General features: G+C 70.7%; 16 protein-coding genes and 1 pseudogene. 6 read left to right on the top strand and 11 right to left on the bottom strand.

What is annotated here, in order from left to right; genetic code table 11:
• Nucleotides 1–79: 79 nt before the first annotated feature.
• The 7 genes from IPN47_01570 to IPN47_01540 form a co-directional block, all read right to left on the bottom strand.
• Complete coding sequence (locus IPN47_01570) at nt 80–721, bottom strand: cytochrome c3 family protein (GenBank protein MBK9406737.1); 642 nt, start codon at nt 719–721, stop codon at nt 80–82.
• Nucleotides 722–1,042: 321 nt separating this feature from the next.
• Nucleotides 1,043–1,819 carry a hypothetical protein gene (locus IPN47_01565; GenBank protein ID MBK9406736.1) on the bottom strand — a complete coding sequence of 259 codons (777 nt, stop codon included), beginning with the start codon at nt 1,817–1,819 and terminating at the stop codon, nt 1,043–1,045.
• A complete protein-coding gene (locus IPN47_01560) occupies nt 1,812–2,666 on the bottom strand; it encodes an amidohydrolase (protein ID MBK9406735.1) in 855 nt (284 codons plus the stop codon). Before IPN47_01560 ends, IPN47_01565 begins: the two co-directional genes overlap by 8 nt.
• On the bottom strand, nt 2,663–3,985 hold the full coding sequence (locus tag IPN47_01555) for an aminotransferase class III-fold pyridoxal phosphate-dependent enzyme (protein MBK9406734.1): 1,323 nt from the start codon (nt 3,983–3,985) through the stop codon (nt 2,663–2,665). The genes IPN47_01560 and IPN47_01555 overlap by 4 nt, the downstream gene beginning before the upstream one ends.
• A 55-nt stretch (nt 3,986–4,040) precedes the next feature.
• Nucleotides 4,041–4,889, bottom strand: coding sequence for a TrmJ/YjtD family RNA methyltransferase (locus IPN47_01550; protein ID MBK9406733.1), 849 nt, complete (start codon nt 4,887–4,889; stop codon nt 4,041–4,043).
• A complete protein-coding gene (locus IPN47_01545) occupies nt 4,882–7,812 on the bottom strand; it encodes a heparinase II/III family protein (GenBank protein MBK9406732.1) in 2,931 nt (976 codons plus the stop codon). Before IPN47_01545 ends, IPN47_01550 begins: the two co-directional genes overlap by 8 nt.
• Complete coding sequence (locus tag IPN47_01540) at nt 7,809–9,518, bottom strand: peptide ABC transporter substrate-binding protein (GenBank protein ID MBK9406731.1); 1,710 nt, start codon at nt 9,516–9,518, stop codon at nt 7,809–7,811. Before IPN47_01540 ends, IPN47_01545 begins: the two co-directional genes overlap by 4 nt.
• A 60-nt stretch (nt 9,519–9,578) precedes the next feature.
• Between IPN47_01540 and IPN47_01535 the strand changes: the two genes are divergently transcribed.
• From IPN47_01535 to IPN47_01525, 3 genes are all read left to right on the top strand, one after another.
• Nucleotides 9,579–10,556, top strand: coding sequence for an ABC transporter permease (locus IPN47_01535; protein ID MBK9406730.1), 978 nt, complete (start codon nt 9,579–9,581; stop codon nt 10,554–10,556).
• A gap of 19 nt (nt 10,557–10,575) precedes the next feature.
• Nucleotides 10,576–11,421, top strand: a complete 846-nt coding sequence (locus IPN47_01530; GenBank protein MBK9406729.1) for an ABC transporter permease — start codon at nt 10,576–10,578, stop codon at nt 11,419–11,421.
• Between the two features lie 163 nt (nt 11,422–11,584).
• Nucleotides 11,585–12,166, top strand: coding sequence for a DUF937 domain-containing protein (locus tag IPN47_01525; protein ID MBK9406728.1), 582 nt, complete (start codon nt 11,585–11,587; stop codon nt 12,164–12,166).
• On the opposite strand, the gene IPN47_01520 is transcribed toward IPN47_01525, so the two are convergent.
• On the bottom strand, nt 12,163–14,850 hold the full coding sequence (locus tag IPN47_01520; protein MBK9406727.1) for a hypothetical protein: 2,688 nt from the start codon (nt 14,848–14,850) through the stop codon (nt 12,163–12,165). The genes IPN47_01525 and IPN47_01520 overlap by 4 nt on opposite strands.
• Before the next feature lie 156 nt (nt 14,851–15,006).
• Between IPN47_01520 and IPN47_01515 the strand changes: the two are divergent.
• Nucleotides 15,007–15,609: pseudogene (locus tag IPN47_01515) on the top strand (superoxide dismutase).
• A 126-nt stretch (nt 15,610–15,735) separates the two neighbouring features.
• On the opposite strand, the gene speA reads toward IPN47_01515, so the two are convergent.
• From speA to IPN47_01500, 3 genes are all read right to left on the bottom strand, one after another.
• Nucleotides 15,736–17,709: a biosynthetic arginine decarboxylase gene (speA, locus tag IPN47_01510; protein MBK9406726.1), complete on the bottom strand. Its 1,974-nt coding sequence runs from the start codon at nt 17,707–17,709 to the stop codon at nt 15,736–15,738.
• A gap of 248 nt (nt 17,710–17,957) precedes the next feature.
• Entirely contained in the window at nt 17,958–18,617 is a 660-nt protein-coding gene (locus IPN47_01505) for an ABC transporter permease (protein MBK9406725.1), read from the bottom strand.
• 35 nt (nt 18,618–18,652) lie between these two features.
• Nucleotides 18,653–19,594 carry an ATP-binding cassette domain-containing protein gene (locus IPN47_01500; protein MBK9406724.1) on the bottom strand — a complete coding sequence of 314 codons (942 nt, stop codon included), beginning with the start codon at nt 19,592–19,594 and terminating at the stop codon, nt 18,653–18,655.
• Between the two features lie 294 nt (nt 19,595–19,888).
• On the opposite strand from IPN47_01500, the gene IPN47_01495 reads away from it, so the two are divergent.
• Nucleotides 19,889–21,337 (top strand): MBL fold metallo-hydrolase, encoded by a 1,449-nt coding sequence (locus tag IPN47_01495; protein MBK9406723.1) that lies wholly within the window; start codon nt 19,889–19,891, stop codon nt 21,335–21,337.
• The gene (locus IPN47_01490) at nt 21,338–21,982 is read left to right on the top strand and encodes a DUF502 domain-containing protein (protein MBK9406722.1); all 645 of its coding nucleotides are present in this window, start codon (nt 21,338–21,340) and stop codon (nt 21,980–21,982) included.
• Nucleotides 21,983–21,984 lie beyond the last annotated feature (2 nt).

Genomic DNA, 21,984 nt, shown 5'->3' with positions numbered 1-21,984 from the left:
GGCGGCGATGCTTCCAGACGGCAAGCCATGTCACGCGACGTCACGCGCTTCAATGCGGCGACGCCGTGTGAGATGGCCACTAGTAGTGGCAGACGGCGCAGTCGTACCGCGCCTTCTTGGGTTCGACGTTGGCGGCCGCCTTGGCCCCCACCGTGTCCCCAGCCGCCAGCAGCCCATCACTGAGCTTGTAGCCCTTCACGTGGCAGTTGACGCACCAGCCCATGTTGAGCGAGGCGGCCTGCTGCACCTGGGCCATTCCCTGCACCGCGCCGTGGCACGTCTGGCAGGTCACCCCCGCGCTGACGTGACGCATATGCGGGAAGTGCACGTACTCGGGGACCTTGTGGATGCGCTCCCACGGAATCGTCTGCCACTTATCCGGCTGCCCCGGCGGCGCCAGCTTCTGGAGCTTCGTGATCTCTGCGCTCACGCGCGCCGGCTTGCCATCCATCGCGGGCCGGTTGGGGCCAACCACCGTATGGCACCCCATGCACGTCCCCACCGCCGGAAGTCCCGGGTCAGGCGACTTGTTCGCGCTGTAGTGGCAGTAGAGGCAGTTCATCCCCAGCGTCTGCACGTGCACCGGATGGGGGAACTGAATCGGCTGGACGGGGGAGAACCCCTGCGACGACGAGGCGCCGCTGTAGGCCGAGAGAAGGGTCGCCGCCGTCGCGATGGCGAAGAACGCCGGAACGAGCGTCCACTTGCGCCTGCTCGTCATCGAGTCCTGAGGTGGAGGGAAGCCGACTGATTGACTCGGCCTTGTGAATCATTTCACAAGTAACCGAAACAGCGGCGAAAAATGACCACGCTGCATCCGTCTTGCAAGAGTCGGATTCGCTGAGAGTTGCACAACTTCGAGAAGGATGTGCGCTTGCTCAGAATCCCAACCCCTTCTGGCCCACTCATACATCCCCAACGCGGCACCCTAACCGCCGCGCGTTGGCAGCACAACGCACGCAACCCAATTTCGGTTCGCACCCACGCCCGATGCCGCCCCACCCCCCTACCGCTCCCCGTCACGGAGCACGCTCGACGCGCCTCACGGCACTGCCAACGGCTGCCTCGCCAGCTCCTCCGGGAGCAGCGCCAGATTGGCTCGCGCCCCCTGCGTGAGCCGCAGCGGCCACATCGTGCCGTACACGAACCGATCGCTCCCGATCGTCCGGAACAGCGTGGCCAGCTCGTCGCTCGGCGGCCCCCAAACCCAGCTGAAGTCGAAGAGCACCTGCGCGCGTTCGACCGGCGTGAGCCCCCAGTGCACTTCCTCGATGAATTCACGGCCCGCCGCGGTGACCACCACGCGCGCGCCGCAGCCGCTGCGAACCAGTTCGCGCACATGCGCCGCCGAGAGGTCGCCGGCCACGTCGAGCGGGTGACGCTGGCGAAGGTCCTCGAATCGCACCGTGAGCACCAGGGCGACGCCGGCGCGCGCGCAGGCCGCGCCCAGCTCCTGCAGGCGCGTGTCCCCGGCCGCCATCCCCCACAGCTGCGGGTAGGCGCGAATGGCCGGCACCCCCGCCTGCACCAGGGCGCCTAACGCGTCGCGCCATCCCGGCCAGTCGGGGCGAACGATCGGCGCCGGACGCAGCACCGCGGCGTGCGGTGCGAGCGCCGCGAGCAGCTCGGCGTTGCCCGCCGAAGGATCCCGATGAAAGGCACTCGGCAGGTGCCCGACCCAGGCCTGCGCGACCCCTTCGCGCGCGAGCACGCGCACGAGGATCTCCGGCTCCGGATGCGGGATGTGGCGAAAGGGATACCCGCCAATGAACGTGTTGACGTCCAGGGCAACCGGCGCGTGGCGCGACTCGTCAGGCATGGGCCGCCTCGGACAGCACGGGGAAGGCGCCGCGCGGGAAGATGCGCCACGCGTTGCGCCACCGGATGTCGGCCAGGTCGCCATCCGACAGGCCGATGACCTCCAGCGCCCACAGCTTGGCCAAGCCGGTACACAGCGTGATGTCGGCTCCCCACAGCAGGCGATGCGCCCCGACGGCACGCAGGGCGTCATCGAGCATCCCGCGATCGATCCCGCTCCCCGACAGGTCCAGATAGATGTTGGGGACGTCGCGCACGGCGGCGAAGGTGTGCTGGTAGTCGCCCCCGCCGCCGATGTGCGCGAGGATGAACGAGACGTCGGGATGGCGACCGGCCAGGGTCGCGAGGTCGGCGCCGTCGGAGATGTCCTGCGAAGGCCAGTGCCGGCGCCGATGCTGCCAGATATGGTGGAGCACCGGGAGCCCGTGCAACTGCGCCCGTTCGATCACCGGATCGAGGAGGGGATCGTCGCATCGTCGCGCCGCCGCCAGCTTGAGCCCCACGGCACCGCGCGCCACGCAGCGGTCGATCTCGTCGAGCGCGAAGTCGCCATCGTTCGGGTTCACCGCGACGTAGGCGCGCACGCAGTCCTCATGGTCGGCCTGCACGACGAGCATGAAGTCGTTCCCCTGCACCGTGTCGTTTGGCGACTGGAAGTAGGTCGGCGATGTCGCCCCCCAGCTGCCCAGCACCGACGCCACGTGATACGTGATCCCGATGCGCGCCCCACCCTCGAGCCGACGCGCGTTGAGCGTCGCCCAGTCGGCGCGCCCACCCTCCGGCTGGAAGAAGTGCGCGTGCACGTCGATGAGCGGGAGCGTCCCTCCCAACGGCGTCGTGGCGCTCACGCCTCCTCGTCCTCGCTCACGTCGACCAGCGCCGTGCTCGCCACGCGCTCGATCTCGAGGAGGATCTCGTCGTCATCGTGGGCCATGGACGCGTAGTTGTAGGCGCCGCGCTTGAAGAGCACCCCTTCGAGCGCCGCCCCCTCGAGGAACGCGCGCTGGCGTCGTTCGTCGTCGAATTCGATGGACCACATGGGGTCGATCCCGGTCACCCGCACGCCGGGGACGCCACTCGCTTGAACCGCAGCCGCGACGCGCTCGCGCATCTCCTTCCCTACCCGCCAGAGCGTGGCACACACATCGACCTCGGCGTGGATGTCGAGCACCGCCGACGCAGCCGCGAGGGCCGTCGCCTCACCGGCGAGCGTCACGGAAATCCACGTCGACTCGGCGGCCTCCATGATCGCCGCACGCCCGACGACAGCGGCGAGCGGGAAGCCGTTGGCCATCGCCTTGCCGAAGGCGGCGAGGTCGGGCTCGATGCCGGCGAACTGCTGGTATCCACCCGTGGCAAGGCGGAAGCCGGTCTTCATCTCGTCGAAGATGAGGACGGCGCCCACGGCGTCGCAGAGACGGCGGGCGGTTGCGCACCATTCCGGCGACGGCAGCTCGTTCACCACGGGCTCGAGGGCGATCGCGGCCAAGGCGCTCCCGGCGGCGCGCGCGGCGCGCTCGAGCGCCGCCACGTCGTTGAACGGAACCTCGACGTAGTCGGCGCTTGCCCCCGCGGGGACGCCGGCCGCGCGGCTGCACCAGTCCTGCCAGCCGAAGTAGCCGCACCCCACGACGGTCGTGCGTCCGGTCGCGGTCCGCGCGATGCGCACGGCGGCCGCCATCGCCTCCCCCCCCGACTTGAGGAAGCGCACCTGCTCGGCGCACGGCACCACCTCGCACAAGCGCTCGGCGAGCTCGACCTCGGCGGTGCTGGCGAGTCCGCAGACGTTGCCGTTGGCGACCGCGGAGAGCACCGCCCGATTGATGGCGTCGTCGCCGTAGCCGATGGCGACCGCGCCTAACGCCATCGTGCAATCGACCAGCGTGCGTCCCGACGGCGTGGTGACGCGGCACCCTTGCGCCGACGTGAAGTGCGCGGGGCCGACCTGGGAGTCGGGCCCGTAGAGCGAGACGGGGCGCTTGCTCGCGGTCGAGGTGCCTCCCGGGATGACCACCGCGGCGCGCTCACGCCAGTCGCGATCGATCTCATCGGCGGCGAGTTCGGCCTCGGGGGCGAGCCCTTCCTCTCCCTCGTCCTCGGGTTCGTCGTCAGGCGGCGGTGGCGTGGGTTCGTCGTTGCCGCGTCCGAAGAAGCGCTTGAATGGCATGGCGAGCGGGGGCGATCGGAGGTGGGGAGCGATGGGCGACGGGATCGCGGAAAGATTACGCGTCGGGCGCGTCGGTGGCATCACCGGACGTGTCCGGCGTCGAGGCAAGCGGGCCGTCGGCAGGATCGGCGGCGCTGGCACTCGTCGCCGCTTCGCCGGATCGTGTCCGGATGCGATCGATCGTGCGCACGACCTCGATGTGCATCGCGCGCAACAGGAGGATCTCGCGCGCATCGGGACCCGCCCGATAGTACAGCGAGCGGAGGCTTCGCATGATGTGATCGCGGAAGCGCGTCTTGAAGAAGTCGATCGCCGCGAGGCCGCGTTCCGCATCCTGAAAGAGCCGCTCGAACTCCTCGCTGGAGGCCGGAGGGGCATCGTGTCGCGGCGGTGCGACGACGCGCGTGGCGTCGCCCGCCGCCAAGTGCAACTCGTACAGCGCCACGAGCACCGCCTGCGCCAGGTTGAGCGAGGCGTGATGGGTCGTGGGGATCGACACCAGGGTGTGCGCGCGGTCGAGCGCCTCGTTGGGGAGGCCGTGATCCTCGCGACCGAACATGATGGCGACCGGTCCGTCGCTGGTGCGATCGAGCAGGCGTGCCGCCATGTCGCGTGGCGAGGCGAGGTCCCACTTGTGGCGCCGGCGGCGGGCGCTGAACGCGGCGACATGCACACAGTCGGCGAGTGCCTCGTCGAGCGTCTCGACGCGGCGAATGCGTTCGATGATGTCGTACGTGTCGTGGGCGATCCCCTCGATGCGGTACGCGGTGAAATCCACCGGCCGCACGAGATAGAGGTCGCGGACCCCCATGTTCTTCATCGCGCGCACGGTGGCGGCGATGTTGACCGGGTCCTGCGGTTCGAACAGCACCACGCGGACGCGGTGCAGGAGTGATTCAGACATCGGCTAGGTGAAATCGGAGAGCGCGCGCCGCGTCCTGGCGATCGCCGCGCAGGTAGACCCATTCGTCATGGCCGCCGCTGAGGACGAGCTGTCCCTGTCGGCGTTCGCGACCCGGGGAAATCTCGTTGACGATGAGGTCGAGGGTGAAGTCTCCCGCGCTGTCGAGGGCGAGGGTATCGCGCGGAATGGTCGCCCGCAGCGCCCATCCGGTGCTCGTTAGGGCGGCGGTCGCGGTGAGCGTCACCGCCGGCCCGAAGGCGGCGCGGGTCGAGACGCGCACGGCGCCGGGGACGCCCACGCTCGCCCCGTCCAGTTCGGGCACGAGGAGCCAGGCGTAGTAGCGCCCACTCCCGTGCGACGAGCCAAGGTAGAGTTGGAGTCCGTCGGAATTGATGTCCGGGTGCTCGTTGTCGAGCGGGTTGGCGGTGCAGGCCGGGGCGAAGGCGACCGATTCCGTCTCGACATCGACGTCGACGACGACGTCCGAGGCCGTGGCGACCACGGCGACGCGCGCCCGCGGACACCCCGCCTCTCGCCAGGTCGGCTCGGAGCGCCGATAGGACGCCTCGCCCAGGACGAAGCGCGCAACGGGATCGCCGCCATCCGGCCCCGTTCCCCGTGTCTCGCCGCGCGCCAGCGCCCCCGGCGCCGCCGGCACGTCGGTGGCACGACGCAGCACCACGCCGCCCGGCCGCGCGGCACGAAGCGCATCGTCAGGTGCAATGTCAGGTGCAATGTCAGGCACGACGTCCGGCGCACCGCCGGCGTCTGACGGCGCGTGGGTCGAGTCCATCGTGCTGCCGTCGCGCCGCTCGTCGCGTGCCGGATCGTGCGCGTGTTGGGACGCCGCGTCGGGCGAGGCGGCGAAGTCGATCGTGGAGGCGGTCCCCCCCGCTTCGAAGGTCACGCGCCAACGCCCCTCGTCGCGCCCATGTACGTGGCGCGCCCACGCACCGAAGTGCACGACCGCGTGCTGCCGCTCGAAGACGCAGGACGTCACCTCCCCGGTCCAGTTCCACACGGTGCGCAGGACCCCGGCGCGTCCTCGGGTACGCAGGAGCAGGAAGCGACGGCGCGCTTCGCCTGGCGGTCCGGGGGCGACACAACGCCACCACTCGTGCGGCGTGTCGCTGTACACCCACGCCCGCACGGGCACCTCGCCGAGCTGCGCTTCGAACGAGAGTCCCGGGGTCCCCGCGACGTACTCGCTGGCGGAAACAAAGTCGAACCCGTCCTCGAGCCCACGCCCGCCGGCGAGGGCCGTGGTCCGCCAGCGTCCCCCGGAGGCCAGCTCCGCATCCACGTGGTACGGGAGATCGAAGGTGACCACGCGGTCGGCGCGCCAGCGCACCTCGTCCACCACGTAGTTCGACATGGCGACGACGGTCCGCTCGACCACGACCCCCGGCGCGATCGTGGCCCGTGCCGCCACGAGCCCCGACTCGCCGCGCTCGTCGTACGCGGTGAGCGCGCCGGAGACGCGCCACTGCGAGCGGCCGTCGGCGAGGGGGGCGTTATGGGCCAGGGTGCTCCGGTACCAGTGCAGCGTCGGATCGACATAGGAGCCGGTGCCGACGTCCTCGAGGATGCGCGCGTTTCCCACCACGAGCCAGAGGTTGAGCCGGTCCGGATGGCCGTGCCCACCGCCCGACTCCCCGTAGTCGAGGGCCACGTAGGCGCGCGCCTGGTCGCGCCGCAGGACGGCGAGCCCCTGCCCCGCCAGCTGCACAGACGCGGGCACCTTGCCACCGAGCGGCGGGAGTGCCGCGCGGGCAAAGAGGAGCGACTTCCACCCTAACGACGCACGGGAGAGTTGCACCGGCGGTAGGTTGCGCTCGGCCTCGGCCGTCGAGCGGGCACGCCCCGTCTCGCCCTCGGGGATCCCCCGCCGGTACAACTCGGCGAGGGCCGCTCCCAGCCGATCGTCGTCGCCGCGCGCTACTCCCAGTTCGCAGCTCTCCGCCATGCGCCACTGTCGCAGCGAGACGCGATACTGCGAATCGCGGCGTGACGGAAAGGTGAAGTCGGGGAGCGCCGTCGCGAACGGCGTGGCGAAGCCCTCGGCGAAGCGCCGCCGCCCTTCGGCGGCCAGTGGGTGGCCGAGCGCCTCGGCGATCGTCACGCCGTACCACAAACCGCGATGCGCGAAGAGATGGTAGTTCTCCCCCTCGTACCAGGTCCCGTCGGCCAGAAGCGACTGCGTGAGGTGCGATGCCAGCCCCGACGGGCCGTCGATGGCGCGCGAAACCAACGCCTCGTCGCCCAGCATCGCGCCGGCCGCGGCCATCGCCGCGTTGTTGTACACCTGCCGGTTCGACATCCCCTCGTCATAAGACGCGATGATCGCCGCGCTGGGGCGCACCAGCCGCTCGCGCACCTCCTCGCCCAAGACGTGGCGCCCCCCGCGCGCCTCGAGCAGGTCGAGCGCCACCGTCAGCTGCAGCAGCCAGATGGACTCGAGGTAGGTCGAGAAGAACGGGCGGGTGGGCCCCAGGACGTTGTCACGATTGGGGTACTGCACGTACCGCGACGCATACCCCCGCAGGATGTCCTGCGCCAGGACGCCGCACGGCGCATCGCCGGTGAGCACGTGCAGTGTGGCGGCATGCACCGCACGTTCGGCGAGCCAGAGCTGGTAGTTCATGATCCACCAGCGGTAGTGCTCGTCCTCGGAATACGTCGTGCCGCAGACGCTGCAGCGGTGTGCCTTCGGCTGCCACGGGTCGAAGTCGAGCAGTACTCCATGAGTGGGACACCGCCCGCCGACGCGCGTGAGGCGCGCCTTTTCGGGCGGGACCCAGGGCTCTCCCGCCTCGAGCAGCGGCGCGAGGTCGGCGCGGAGCGACTGCGCGAGCAGGGCCAGTCCGCCGCGGGCCACGGGCGCGCGCGCGGCCACGGCGTCCGGGGAGAGCAGGATCGTCATGGCGCGCGCGGCGCGGGGGACACGGTCCACTCGGCGAGCGTGGCGAGTTCACCGCGCAGGTCCATGCGAACGCCGCCAAGGCGCCGACGAATCCCCTGCACACCGCGAGCGTGATACAACCACGCCACCGGCATGCGATCGGCGAGTTGACGTTGCACGACATGCCACGCGTCGCGCGCCCCCTCCGTCGTGGTCGCCGCACGTGCGGCGGCGAACGCGGTGTCGAGCACCGCCTCGTGGAAACCCGCGTAGTCGAGCGCTCCACCGCGCTGCGCCCCGTCGAACATACCGGCGAGATGGGCAAGCGAGAGGTCGCCCGGGATTCCCGTCACGAGGGCATCGAACCGCTTGGGGACCGCCCGCGCCTCGGCGAGGAAGGCGCCGAGCTCCATCTGGCGAATCTCCACGGTGACCCCGAGGCGCCGCAGGTCGCCCTGTACGAGCTGCTCGAGGGCATTGTCGCCGCTCCCGACCGTGAGGAGGGTGAACTGCAGCGGGTCGCCGTTCCGGCGACGCCGACCGTCGGCGCCGAGCCGCCACCCGGCATCCTCGAGCGCACGCGCAGCGGCGCGCTCGTCGCGCCCGGCGGCGGCCGCGTCGCCCAACCCGTCAGCCGCAAACGGATGCGAGGGAGGGACGGCGCCACCGGCCGGCGTCCCGAAGCCGGCCAGCGCCACCTGGACGATGCGCCCCCGGTCGATGGCGGCGCTCACCGCGCGCCGCACGCGCACATCGTCGAATGGGGGGCGGGCCGAATTGAAGACCAGGGCGTACGAAAAGGTCGCCGGGTACGAGAGCACCGCGAGGGTCGGGTCGCGCTGGACCAGCGACGCCATGCCAGGGCTGATTCCGGCCAGATCGAGGTCGCCGCTCACCAGCCCTGCGAACTTGGTGGTCGGCTCGTCCACCACGGCGACGATGAGCCGGCCAAGGCGTGGCGGCCCGCCCATCGTGGCGGGAAAGTCGTCGTTGCGATCGAAGATCCATCGCTCGCCGGCGCGCCGCTCGCGAAAGCGAAAGGGGCCGTTGCCTAACGGCTCCGTGGCGAAACGATCGCGCCGGAAGTCCCCGCGGGGCACGGTGGCGAGTCGATGCGCCGGCAGGATGGGGAGCTCGCAGAGAATCGACGGGAGGTCGGCGAGCGGCCGCCGCGCCACGAGCCGCAGCGTCGTATCGTCCGCGACGTCCACGCGCGCGAGCCACCCGAGATCGGCCCCGCGCGGCGACGCCGTCTCCGGATCGCGGGCGGCATCGAGCGTGAAGGCGACGTCGTGCGCCGTGGTCGCCCGGCCGTCGTGCCAGCGGAGCGTCGGATCGAGCGACAGGGTGATCGTGCGGCGGTCGCCCGACCAGCGCCACGCCCGCGCGAAGTACGGCACAGGGCGCAGCGCCGAATCGTAGCGGGCCAGCGTCACGAAGAGGGCGAACCGTTGCACCTGGCGCGCCATGGGGTGGACCGTGACGAGCGGGTTGGCCGACTCCAGGTCGGCCCCCGACGCGACGACGACCGTCCCCCCGGCCGGCGACGCCCCCGCCGCTGACGCCTGCCCGCACCCCCCGCCGGTGAGGCACGCCGCCCCCACCGCGAGGAGCGTCAGCGCCATCGATGGCGCCGAATGCGCGGCGGTCGCGCCCCGCGCGCGTGGGCACTCGAGCGTCGGCGTGACGGTGTGCGCGCGACCGGGCGCGCCGAGGCGTGCCTCCATCGGCGCGACGACGCGTGCGAAAGCCGTTGACGTGGCGGGGCCGAAGGGCATTATGACGACGTGCGCGCGCTCATCCACCGATGCGCCGAGTCGCTGCTCCTGCTGTGGCTCGTCGTCTCGCTCACGTTCCTCCTCGCCCACCTCGCGCCCGGGGATGCGGCAGAATTGCTCGTGTCACCCTCGGCGTCATCCGACGAGGTGATGCGCCTGCGGCGCACGCTCGGCCTCGACGCCTCGCTCCCCGCGCAATATGCACGGTGGGTAGGCGGCGTGCTCACCGGCGATCTTGGCGAGTCGTTCGCCTTGCGCGAACCGGTGCGCGACGTCCTGCTGCGCGCCCTCCCCGTATCGCTCGGCCTCGGGCTCACCTCGCTCGCCCTCACTTTCGCCCTGGGCGTCACGGCCGGGCTCTATCAGGCGGCGCGGCGCGGGCGCTGGCCCGACCGCCTGCTGACCGCGATCGGCATCACCGTCTTCGCCGCCCCATCCTTCTGGCTTGCACTTGCCCTGGTCGCCCTCTTCACCGCCGGCGCGTCGTGGTGGGACTTTCCGGGCTGGCTTCGGCTTCCCGCCTTTGGTATGCGCAGCCCGGCATCGACGGCCACCGGATGGCGCGCGATGGTGGAGGTGGCACGCCACGCGATCCTCCCCGTGACGGTGCTCGCCGCCATCGGCGCGGCCGGCATCGCCCGCTATGCGCGCGGCGCGGCGCTCGACCTCATGGCGAGCGAGTGGGTGCGCACCGCGCGGGCGAAGGGGGTGGGCGAGCGCGGCGTCATGGGACGCCACGTCCTCGCCAACGCCGCCGGCCCCCTCGTCGTGCTCTTCGCCCTGGCCCTCCCCGGTGTCGTCGCCGGATCGGTCTTCGTCGAGGGGATCTTCGCCTGGCCGGGGATGGGACGCGCGCTCCTGTCGGCGATCGCCGCCCGCGACTTTCCGGTCGTGATGGGGGCAACGCTGGTGTACGCGACGCTGGTGATCCTCTCCAACACCCTCGCCGACGTCGCCTTGCACCTGGTGGACCCGAGGCGGCGATGACCACCGGCCCGAGGGAACCGTGACGCGCGCTGCGTGGGGCGCCCTGGCGGCGCTGCTGGTGCTGGCGGCGCTGTCGCTCATCGTCCCGCCGCTCTCCGGCGTCGACCCGCTGGCGATCGACGACGTGCTGGGGGCGCGCCTGGTGGCCCCCATGGCGCGTGACGCCGCCGGCGTGCTGCACCCGTTAGGCACCGACCGCTTCGGGCGCGACGTGCTGCTCCGCATGCTGCTGGCCACGCGCATCTCGCTCGCCGTGGGAATCGGCGGCTCGCTGCTGGCAACCGCAGTCGGCGTCCTCGTCGGCGCCGTGAGCGGGTGGTGGCGCGGCACCGTCGACCGGATCGCGATGGCGGTGGCCGACGCGCTCCTCGCCATCCCGCGCCTCATCCTCCTGCTCCTCTGCGCCACGCTCTGGCGCCCCGGCATCTCGACCGTGGTCGTCGTCCTCGCGCTCACGGGCTGGATGAGCGTCGCCCGTCTGGTGCGCGCCGAGGTGCAGGCGGTCGCCTCACGCCCCTATGTGGAGGGGGCGCGGGCGCTCGGCGTCGGCGAGTGGCGCGCGCTGTGGCGGCACGTCCTCCCCAATGCGCTGGGGCCCGCGATCGTCGCGCTCACGCTCGGCGTGGGCAACGCCATGTTGCTGGAGAGCGGGTTGGCCTTTCTCGGGCTCGGGGTCCAGCCTCCGACGCCGAGCTGGGGGAACATGATCGCGGGCGGACGCGAGCTGATCGTCACCGCGCCGTGGGTCGCGCTCGCCCCCGGGCTGGCGCTGGTCGCGACGGTGCTGCTGTGTACCGTGCTCGGCGATGCGCTGCGCGATCGCCTGTCGGGCGACGGCGTCCGTCCGCTCGGGGAGCGGACCTAACGAGCCCTGCGTCTCGAATCCAGATTCGGGGTCGTGCCTTGCGCCGCGCCACGGCCCCCGCGTTCTTCGACGCACGCGGTCCGGCGCCCCGCGATGCAAATGCCGATGATCCGGCGCCCGCCCTGCCACGCGCCCCCGGGGCGCTTCCCACGCGAGGTCCCTCATGTCGTCCCTGCTCGACGGTCTCATGCAGCAGCTTGGTGGTGATACGGTGCGCCAGATGAGCCAGCAACTCGGCACCGATGACGCGACGACGCAGAAGGCGATCGGTGCCGCCCTCCCCGCGCTCGTCGGCGCGCTCGCGCGCAACGCGCAGTCGCCCGCCGGCGCCGCCTCGCTCGCCGGCGCCCTCGATCGCGACCACGACGGCAGCATCCTGAACGACCTCCCGGCCCTGTTGAACGGAGGAGGGGGCGCCGGCGCCAGCATCCTCGGCCACATCCTCGGCGGAAAGCAGGGCGCGGTCGCCGGGGGACTCGGGGCGGCGACCGGACTCGACTCCGCCAAGAGCGGGCAACTGCTGGGGATGCTGGCGCCGATCGTGATGGCCGCCCTGGGGCAGGCCAAGCGCACCAACGGCCTCGACGCCGGCGGCTTGGCGGCGATGCTCGGTCAGGAGCGCGCCGCGATCCCCGGCCAGGCCGGCGGAGCACTCGGCGGGCTGATGAGCCTCATCGACCGCGATGGCGACGGCTCGGTGGTCGACGACCTCGGGGGGATGCTCGGGAAGATGATGGGGCGTTAGGCGCGCAACAGGATCGTCACGGTGGCGTGCGGGGGCGCCGAGAAGTCGACGACGCCCCCCACCGTCACCGGAAGGATCCCCACCGCCGTCTCATCGAGGCGCGCCAACCGGGCCTCCCGGAGCCCCGTCAGCTGCCATCGCCCGTCGACGGGGCGATCGAGCAGGTTGAGGCAGCGCACCACCAGCGAGCGGCCGTCCGTTCCCGGCTTGCACGCCAGGAAGGCCAGCCCCTCCCCCGTCAGGCTTGGCCCGGACACGGCCGCGGGCGGGTCGATCGCCGAGCGCCAGGTTTCCCCAACCAGCGGCAGCAGGAAGCCCTGCACCCAGGCCTCCACGCGGGCGCGCACGGCCTCGCCAGGCGGACCATGCGGCAGGATGGCGAGGCACGCCTGGTACGGTCCGGCGCACTGGGCCCCGGGCGTGGCCGCGGGCCAGCCGGCGTGCCCAGGCCGCTCGGGCAAGTCGTGGCGCGAGAGTTCGCCCACCGCACGCACGAGGGTCACGGCCACGCTCCCGTCGGGGCGCGCCTCGTACTCCGCGAGCCCATCGCTCGCGACCGTCACGCCGCGATCGGTGCCGTAGAGCGAGACGTAGCGATGCAGCGGCGCCGTCGGCACCGCGCACTCGCGCGCCGCGCCAGCCGCCGGCGCGCCTCCGTCAGCCGCACCCGTCCGCATCACGGCGCCGAAGGCCGCATCCGCCAGCACCTCCGGCAGGCCGATCGCGCTGCGCACCACGAGCCGCACGCGGCAATCCGGCGCCGTGTTCGTCCCGTGCACGGCCAGCACCACCCCCTCGGCGTCGGCGTCGAGCCGCACGTCGACGGTGACGGTGACCGGCGTCGCCTTGTGCCGAATGACACCTCCGATGGCCGTGGTGAGCGCGCGCGCCGGGACCACCGCCTTCATCGTCAGGCGCAACTCGCCGCGCAGCGGCCCGCGCGCGGTGCAGCGATGGCGAACGATGGTTCCTTGCCGGCGCGTCCCCGGAATCGGGGAAGGCGTGTACAGGTCGCCCCGCTCCCCCTCGACCTCCAGGGCGAGGACATCGGTGAGGGTCTGCCCGGCGGCGCTCGTCAGGCAGAGCCGTCGCTCGTCATCGAGCCAGACGCGGCATCGTCCGTTGTCGAGGGCATGGTCGCTGGCCGTCACCGGGTGCGGCGGAGAGGCGGGGCGCGATCGCCCGGTGTGGAGGGGGAGGACGCGTATCCCCAGCGGCTCCACCGCTGGAAGCCAGGCCAGCACCCGTCGTCGCTGCACGAGGAAGTCGCGCGGATAGTCGCGCGGCGACTCCTCGCGCACGTGGACGAACTCGCGCGACAGCTCCTGCGTCGCCACGGTGCCATCGCCCAGTCGCGACGATCGCACGACACGACGCGGGAGCGTCGCTCCCGCCGACGCGGGGCCCACCTGGACGCCCCCCACCACCTCATCGATCTCCACCTCGCCGATCCCCCCGCGCGCGTGCGGCAGGGCGTTCCACACGGTGACGACCGGGCGCCACTCGTCCTCGCGTTCGCGCGCCGCGGCGGCATCGTGTCCCAGGATCGCGAGGCGCGCGCGGCGCGCGACCAGTGCCCCGGCGCGCTCCACGACCCCCAGTCGATGGTCCATCGCCTCGGCCACTGCATCGATCGAGCAACCGCAGAGCGTGTCGTGGGGATGACACGACAGGAGGGTGCGCCAGAGCGAGTCGAGCGTCTGCAGCGCGGTGACGCCGTCGCGCCGTGCGGCCATGGCGAGCCACGGCTCGACGCCGTGCACGAGCAGACGCTCCGCCCGCGCATTGCGCCGCTTCTGCGGCGCCCGCGAACCAAAGGTCCCCTGCAGCGACCAGGCGTACTCGGGGGAGTGGCGCAATTCCCCCTGCACCGTCGGCAGGGCGCGTCCGGCGGCGCGGCGCTGCACCTCGTCGGCAAAGTCCTGCAAACGACCGACAGCGACCCGGGTGGGCGCCGCGGCCATGGCGAGCGCGTCGAGCGCGGCCCCCCGCCGTCGCTGTACCGCGTGGTGGTCGGCCCCATTGGGAAGGAGGACGACGCCTAACGCGCTGCGCGGCGCCAGCACGCTGTGCAGGCGCGCCCATCGCGCTTCCGCCTCGTGTGCATCGGATGGCAGCGAGGACCCCACTTCGTACCCGTCCGGCGGCAGGTGATGGAGCAACACGCTGCTGCCGTCGTCATCACGCCATCGCGCCACGTCGCCCGCCGGCCACGGTGCGCCGCCGTACCCCCGCCAGAGCACGGCGAGCGGCAGCGCGAAGCCAGCAGCCAGTCGCGGCATGGCGTGCGGGTGGCCGAAGGCATCGGGGCAGTAGAGCACCCGCGGCGCCTCCCCGCCGAGGCGCGCGAGCACGTCGCGCCCCACCAGGAGGTTGCGCACCAGCGCCTCACCCGACGGGATGAGGTTGTCGCCGAGGACGAACCATGGCCCCGCGTCGATGCGCCCCGCCGCCAGCGCCTGCGCCAGGTCGCCGGCGCGTTCGGGGCGACTGTCGAGGTAGTCGAGCAGGAGGATGACCTGCCCGTCCAGGAGGAAATGGCCCCCGGCGGCGCCATCCAGGACCTCGTCGACGAGGTCGAGCAGTCCCGGCCGGAACTCCTCCGCAGTCCGATACCACTCGCGATCCCAGTGCGTGTGGGTCACGACGAAGACGGTGTCGAGCGACGCGCCGAGCGAGGTCATGACGCGGGAGTCTGGAAGCCGCGTCTCCCGCGGGCAAGGGGGACGCGAGACGGGACCCCACGCGCCTGATCCGCCGTGGGCGCTTCACTCTCCCATCGACTTTCGTTTACTTCCCCTCGTGATCCTTCCCCTCTGACTTTCGGGAGAACGCACGATATGGCACACACCCTGCCTGCACTGCCCTACGCATTCGACGCGCTCGAGCCGCACATCGACGCGCAGACCATGCAGATCCATCATGGCAAGCATCACCAGGCCTACGTCACCAACCTCAACGCGGCGCTCGACAAGCACGCCGGGTTGCAGGACAAGCCGCTGGAGGAGTTGTTAGGCAATCTCGCCGGCGTCCCGGACGACATCCGCACCGCCGTGCGCAACAACGGCGGCGGGCACTGGAACCACACGCTGTTCTGGAACCTGATGGGCCCCAACGCCGGCGGCGAGCCGACGGGTGCCCTCGGCGCGGCGATCGCCGCCGCCTTCGGCGACTTCGCCACCTTCAAGACGCAGTTCCAGGCGGCAGGGGTCGGACGCTTCGGGTCGGGGTGGGCTTGGCTGCTCAACGACGGTGGCAAGCTCTCCATCACCTCGTCGCCTAACCAGGACAACCCGATCATGGATGGCAAGAAGCCCGGCGACATCCTGCTCGGCTTGGACGTCTGGGAGCATGCCTACTACCTCAAGTACCAGAACCGCCGTCCGGACTACATCGGCGCGTGGTGGAACGTGGTGAACTGGGGCGCGGTCGCGGCTCGCTTCGGCGCGTGGCGACAACGCCGGGGGGAGCGGGAAGACGGGAAGACGGGACGACGACTCTGGGGGCTCCAACACCTGGGTCCCGAGTTTTTTGGCGCCCCCGGGGCGGTCGTTTCGTCTTCCCGTCTTCTACCGCGCCGCTTCCCCCTCGAGATACGTATACCCCTCGAGCCCCGCGACATACTCGGCGATGAACGTGTTCGCCTCCTGACGGGTGATCCCGCTCGCCCCTCCCACCTTGCGGCGGAACGTTCCCAGCAACTGCGACGCCGAGAACTGGACGTAGTTGAGGACCTCGGTCACCGTGTCACCGTGCACCAGGTCGGTGAGCTCGTACCCGCTGGGGGTCAGCCGGATGTGCACGGCGTTGGTATCCCCAAACAGGTTGTGCAGGTCGCCGAGGATCTCCTGGTACGCGCCGGTGAGGAAGATCCCGAGGATGTAGTCCTCGCCATCACGGAAGGTGTGCAGCTCGAGGCTCGGACGCCCGTCACGCCCACCCACGAAGCGATCGATCTTGCCGTCAGAGTCGCACGTCACGTCCTGCAACGTCCCACGCCTATCGGGACGTTCCGTGAGGCGGTGGATCGGCATGATCGGAAAGAGCTGGTCGATCGCCCAGCTGTCGGGGAGCGACTGGAAGAGCGAGAAGTTGCAGAAGTAGCGATCGACCAGCGTCGCGTCGACCTCCTTCAGGATCTCGTCGTAGGCCTCGCGATTCTCGGCGATCACGATGGCGATGCGATTGATCGTCGCGAAGTAGATCGTCTCGGCCATCGCCCGCTCGCGCAACGAGAGGACGCCCGAATTGAAGAGCTGCTGCGCGCGCTCCTTGTCGAACGACGCATCGTGGAAGATCTCGACGATCTTGCGCTTCGGCAGCTTCTTCTTCGCCAGCGTGTTGTAGTCCTCGAGCATCTCGTGCAGCAGGACGTGATCGTCCTCCGAGATCTCGGGGAGCGGCGGCTCGGCCTGCGACTCGACGTCGATGACGCGCAGCAGGAGCAGGGCGTGGTGCGCGGTAAGCGCGCGCCCCGACTCGCTGATGATGTGCGGCATTGGGAGGTCGGCCTCGCGGCACGTCTCGGCCAGGCCGTAGATCACGTCGCTGGCGTATTCCTGCAACGTGTAGTTGACCGACGCGTTGTTGACCGAGTTGGTCCCGTCGTAGTCGACCCCGAGTCCGCCGCCGACGTCGACGTGCGTGATGTTCACGCCCAGCTTGTGCAGCTCCGCGTAGTAGCGCGAGATCTCCTGCAGCCCCGCCTTGATGAAGCGGATGTCGGTGATCTGGCTCCCGAGGTGGAAGTGCACCAGCCGCAGGATGTCGAGCTGCCCCATCTCCTTGAGGCGATCGATGAGCTTCATCAGCTCGGCCGTGTTGAGGCCGAACTTGCTCTTCTCTCCACCGCTCTGCGCCCACCGCCCTGCCCCTTCGGAGGCGAGCTTGATGCGCACGCCCGCGCGCGGCGTCACGCCGAGGTCACGGGCCGCGTCGAGCAGCACGTCGAGCTCGCTCAACTGCTCCATGACGATGAAGACGTTGTGCCCGAGCTTCTGCCCCATCAGGGCGAGGCGCATGAACTCCTCGTCCTTATAGCCATTGCACACGATGATGTGCTCGGTGCTCTCCGACAGCCCGAGCACCGCCTGCAGCTCGGGCTTCGAGCCGCACTCGAGCCCCACGCCGTGCTTCCGCCCGAACTCGACGATCTCCTCCACCACGTGGCGCTGCTGGTTCACCTTGATCGGGTAGACCGTGGTGTAGCCGCCGGTGTACTCGAACTCGCGGATGGCGGTGGCAAACGACTCGCTCAGCGTCTCGATGCGGCGCTTGAGGATGTCCGAGAAGCGCAGGAGCACCGGGAGCGGCACCCCCTGTGCTTCCAGGTCGACCGCGATCTCGAAGAGATCGAGCGTCGTCCCGGGAACCGACGGATCGGGGCGCACGATGACATGCCCCGCGTCGTTGATGTCGAAAAACCCGGCGCCCCATCCTTCGATGTTGTACAGCTCCTTCGCGTCCTCGACGCTCCAGGACTGGGGTTCGGCAGGAGGAGTCGGGGCCGGCGTGGTCGCGGCGGGAATGCGGGTGCTCGTCATGGGGGAAAAACGTAGGGCATTGGGCCGGCAGATGGTACCGGCAATCGCGCCCGCGCCCACGCCGCGCCAACGGCACGCGCCGCGCACCTCCTCACGACACCGCACACGGCGCGCGCCGCGTCGGTCACGACGACGTCACGACGTGGCCCGGCGCGCGAACGTGCGAAGACCGATCGTAAGGAACAGCGCCGACAGCACCACCATCGCCAGGCACGACACCGCGAGCGGCATGTGCGGCAACGAGGGCGTCAATGCCCCCGCATCGCCTCGGCCACGTACACCAGCGGGTTGAGCAGGACCCCGTACTTGAACGCCGGCACCGCATCGAGGCCGCGCCAGGGATAGTACGCACAGCCGAACATCAGCATCGGCGCGATGATGATCGAGAACATCAGCCCGATCTGCTGCGCCGAGATCGCCGTCCCGATCACCAGCCCCAGCGACGCGAAGACGGTGGAGCCCAGAAGCGTCACACCGAGCGCCAGCGCGGCGTTCGGCAGGTGCAATTCGGTGATTGGCCCCATGATCACGCGCGCGATCGGCAGGACGACGCACGCCGCGATCACGCCCTGCAACGCCCCCGACACCACCTTCTCGATGGCGATGAGCCGAATGGGGACCGGCGCGAGTAGCCGATCCTCGATCTCGCGCGTGAAGCCGAAGTCCTGTACCAGCGGGAGCGCCACCGACTGAACCGACGACAGCGTGAGCGACACGGCGATGATCCCCGGCAGGAGTGCCGAGGTGTAACCCGACCGCACGAAGCCCATGCGTGGCAGCAGGTAGCCGAAGACGATGAGGAAGAGGACCGGCTGCATGATCGTCCGCACCAGGAACGACGGCAGCTCGCGACGTGCAACTCGCGCATCGCGCCGGAGCAACGCCACGAAGACCGACCGAGCCGACACCGGGGGCCGCTCCCCTGAGACCGCAGTGCGCGCCGTCAATCGAGTTTCCTTCCGGTCATGGAGATGAAGAGTGATTCCAGGGACGGGCTCGTGAGATGAATGTTGGTCACGGTGCGCCCGCTCCCCTGCGCGGCGCCGATGAGCGCGGGGATCGCCTCGCCCCCGCGCTCGCTGTACGCGTGAAGCGCCACGCCGTGAGCCTCGGCGCGGGTGACGCCCGCGACGGCGAGCGCCGACGACACGACGCCATCGGCGGGGCCATCGAGCGTGATCTCGATCAGGGTGCCGCCAGGCGCACTCGCCTTGAGGTTGGCCGGCGTGTCGCAGGCCAGCAGGCGCCCGCGATCGACGATCGCCAGTCGCTCGCACAGCTGGTCGGCTTCCTCCATGTAGTGCGTCGTCATCACGATCGTGCGCCCGTGCGCGTGCAGGTCGCGCAGGATCCCCCACAGGTCCAGCCGCGCCTGCGGATCGAGCCCGACGGTCGGCTCGTCGAGGAAGATCACCTCGGGCTCGTGGATGAGCGCGCGTGCAATCATGAGGCGCTGCTGCTGTCCGCCGGAGAGCGCGTCGACCTTGGCGTCGGCCTTGTCGGCGATGCGCAGGCGCTCGAGCAGTTCCAGCGCATGCTGCTCCGCCCGGTCGATCGGGATGCCGAAGTAGGCGGCGTGGAAGACCAGGTTCTCCAGCGTCGTCAGGCTGCGATCGGGATTCGGTCGCTGCGGCACCACGCCGATCCGCTGCCGCACGCGCGCCGGTTCACCCGACACGTCATAGCCCGCCACCAGCGCGCGTCCCGACGACGGGACGATGCGCGTGGTGAGGATGCCGATGGTCGTCGTCTTGCCGGCGCCGTTAGGCCCGAGTAGGCCGAAGAACTCTCCCGCACCCACGGAAAGATCGAGGGTGTCGAGCGCGACGACCCCCTCGGCGGAGACGCGCGCCGGTGCCATCGCGGGGGCCGGCGGCGGTCCCATCCCTCGTCCGGACGGCCCGGATCGCCGACGCGCCGACGGAGCGGGATAGACCTTGCGGAGCGCGTGCGTCTCGATGGCGGGCGGCATGGGGTGAAGATACGGTCCGGTACGGAGGCGCGGGAAATCGAGATGGCGCGCAGGTGGGCGATCGTCGCGTGAAGGTCGCGCGCGTTGCACCGGAGCGCGGCCGCCGTGCTGGGCGCATCGGTGGCGCGCAGCCCTACCTCCGGCGCCCCCGACCGAGCACTTTTCTCCGACCACCGTGTGCCACTGCCGCTGGAGATTGGAGGAGCTGTGTTCCTGAAGCGATTCTATCATGAGGGGCTGGCCCAGGCGAGCTACCTCGTGGGATGCCAGAAGACCGGCGAAGCGCTCGTCATCGACGCGCACCGCGACGCCGACCAGTATGTCGCGGCCGCCGCGAGCGAGGGACTGCGCATCACGCACGTCAGCGAGACCCACATTCACGCCGACTACCTCTCCGGCAGTCGCGAACTCGCGGCCCGGACCGGCGCGCGCCTCTTCCTGTCGGCGGAAGGGGGCCCGGAGTGGCAGTACGCCTTCGCGACGCGGGATGCCGTGACGCTCCTGCGCGACGGCGATGCCTTCATGGTCGGCAACCTGCGGCTCGACGTGATCCACACGCCGGGGCACACGCCCGAGCACATCATCTTCGTCCTGACCGATACGCCGGCGTCGCCGCACCCGGTGGGCGCCTTCACCGGGGATTTCATCTTCGTCGGCGACGTCGGGCGCCCCGACTTGCTCGAGCGCGCCGCCAAGGTCGAGGGGACGATGCGGGCGGGCGCCGCGCAGCTCTTCCACTCGCTGCAGCGCTTCGTCGCGCGCGCGCCGGACTACCTGCAGCTGTGGCCGGGGCATGGCTCGGGGTCGGCGTGTGGCAAGGCGCTCGGCGCCGTGCCACAGACCACGTTAGGCTACGAGAAGTTCGCCAACTGGGCGCTGCAGCTTCACGACGAGGCCCGGTTCGTGGAGGCGGTCCTCGAGGGACAACCCGACCCGCCGCGCTACTTCGCGATGATGAAGAAGCTCAATCGCGAGGGGCCGGCGATCCTCGGCCACCTCCCCGCCCCGCCGCACATCTCCGCCACCCGGCTGGACGACGTCCTCGCCAGCCAGGCGCTCGTCGTCGACATTCGCCGCGCCGACGTCGCCGCCAACCGCTACATCCCCGGTACGCTCAACGTCCCGCTCAACAAGTCGTTCGTCGGCTGGAGCGGGTGGCTCATCGACTACGCGCGGGACGTCTACCTCCTGTGTGACGACAGCGACGATGCGACGGTGCGGGCCGCCGCCGCCGAGCTGGCCATGATCGGCCTCGACCGCGTGGTCGGCTGGTTCGGCGCCGAGGCCTTCACCGCGTGGAGTGCCGCGGGGCGGGAGTTCGACAGCGTGGAGCAGATCGATCCCCCGACGCTGGCCGAGTGGCTGCGGCACGACGCGATCACGCTGGTTGACGTGCGGGCCGGCAGCGAATGGCAGGCGGGACACATCGCCGAGGCGGTGAACGCCCCGCTCGGGCGCCTCGCCGACGTGCTCCCCCAACTCGCGTCGAAGCATCGCATCGTGATGCAGTGCCAGGGCGGCGCCCGCTCGGCGATCGCCGCGTCACTCGCTCGACTGCACGGAATAGCGCCCGTCGTCAACCTGCGCGGCGGCATCCAGGCGTGGCAGGCAGCGGAGCTCCCCGTCGAGACCACCCTGTCATCTGTGTCGGCTTAGGTGTCGGCCCGCACGGCCACCCAGGGGTTCACCCGGCGCCTGCTCACGTATTTTCTGCGCGGGCTGGTCTTCCTCGCTCCCGTGGGGATCACGGCGTACATCTGTGTTGTGGTCTTCCGCGCCATCGACGGCTGGCTCGGCCTCCCGATTCCGGGCGCCGGCTTCGCCGTCTCCCTGGCGCTCATCACCCTCTTCGGCTTCCTCGCCTCGAGCTTCATCACCCGCAGCTTGATCGGCGCGCTCGACGACCTGCTCGAGCGTCTGCCGTTCGTGCGCCTGCTCTATTCCTCGACGCGCGACCTGGTGAGTGCCTTCGTCGGCGAGAAGCGCCGCTTCGACAAGCCGGTCGTCGTCGAGCTCTTCCCCGGCGGCAACGCCCGGGCGCTCGGCTTCGTGACGCAGGAATCGCTCACGCAGCTCGAGATGCCGGGCTTCGTCTCCGTGTACATGCCACACTCGTACAACTTCTCGGGGCAGATGTACATCTTCCCGACCACCGCGGTCACGCGCCTCGACGCCAACAGCTCCGACATGATGGCGTTCATCGTCTCGGGCGGGGTGACGGAGATCCCGGTGTTGACCCATGCGCTGCCGGGCGCGGCGCAGCCGACCACCCCCGCGACGGCGCCGACACCCGCCCCCTGACG

Source organism: Gemmatimonadota bacterium, from assembly GCA_016719105.1.
Lineage (GTDB): Bacteria > Gemmatimonadota > Gemmatimonadetes > Gemmatimonadales > Gemmatimonadaceae > SCN-70-22.
Note: the sequence above shows the minus strand (reverse complement) of the source record. Positions and strands in the feature narration are given on the sequence as shown.

What these genes read in the sequence shown, in the direction of transcription:
- IPN47_01500 (MBK9406724.1), bottom strand. Translation starts at nt 19,594, where the DNA reads ATGGGACCGCCGCCGGCCCCCGCGATGGCACCGGCGCGCGTCTCCGCC.
- IPN47_01540 (MBK9406731.1), bottom strand. Translation starts at nt 9,518, where the DNA reads ATGGAGGCACGCCTCGGCGCGCCCGGTCGCGCGCACACCGTCACGCCG.
- IPN47_01545 (MBK9406732.1), bottom strand. Translation starts at nt 7,812, where the DNA reads ATGACGATCCTGCTCTCCCCGGACGCCGTGGCCGCGCGCGCGCCCGTG.
- IPN47_01565 (MBK9406736.1), bottom strand. Translation starts at nt 1,819, where the DNA reads ATGCCTGACGAGTCGCGCCACGCGCCGGTTGCCCTGGACGTCAACACG.
- IPN47_01555 (MBK9406734.1), bottom strand. Translation starts at nt 3,985, where the DNA reads ATGCCATTCAAGCGCTTCTTCGGACGCGGCAACGACGAACCCACGCCA.
- speA (MBK9406726.1), bottom strand. Translation starts at nt 17,709, where the DNA reads ATGACGAGCACCCGCATTCCCGCCGCGACCACGCCGGCCCCGACTCCT.
- IPN47_01570 (MBK9406737.1), bottom strand. Translation starts at nt 721, where the DNA reads ATGACGAGCAGGCGCAAGTGGACGCTCGTTCCGGCGTTCTTCGCCATC.
- IPN47_01520 (MBK9406727.1), bottom strand. Translation starts at nt 14,850, where the DNA reads ATGACCTCGCTCGGCGCGTCGCTCGACACCGTCTTCGTCGTGACCCAC.
- IPN47_01525 (MBK9406728.1), top strand. Translation starts at nt 11,585, where the DNA reads ATGTCGTCCCTGCTCGACGGTCTCATGCAGCAGCTTGGTGGTGATACG.
- IPN47_01550 (MBK9406733.1), bottom strand. Translation starts at nt 4,889, where the DNA reads ATGTCTGAATCACTCCTGCACCGCGTCCGCGTGGTGCTGTTCGAACCG.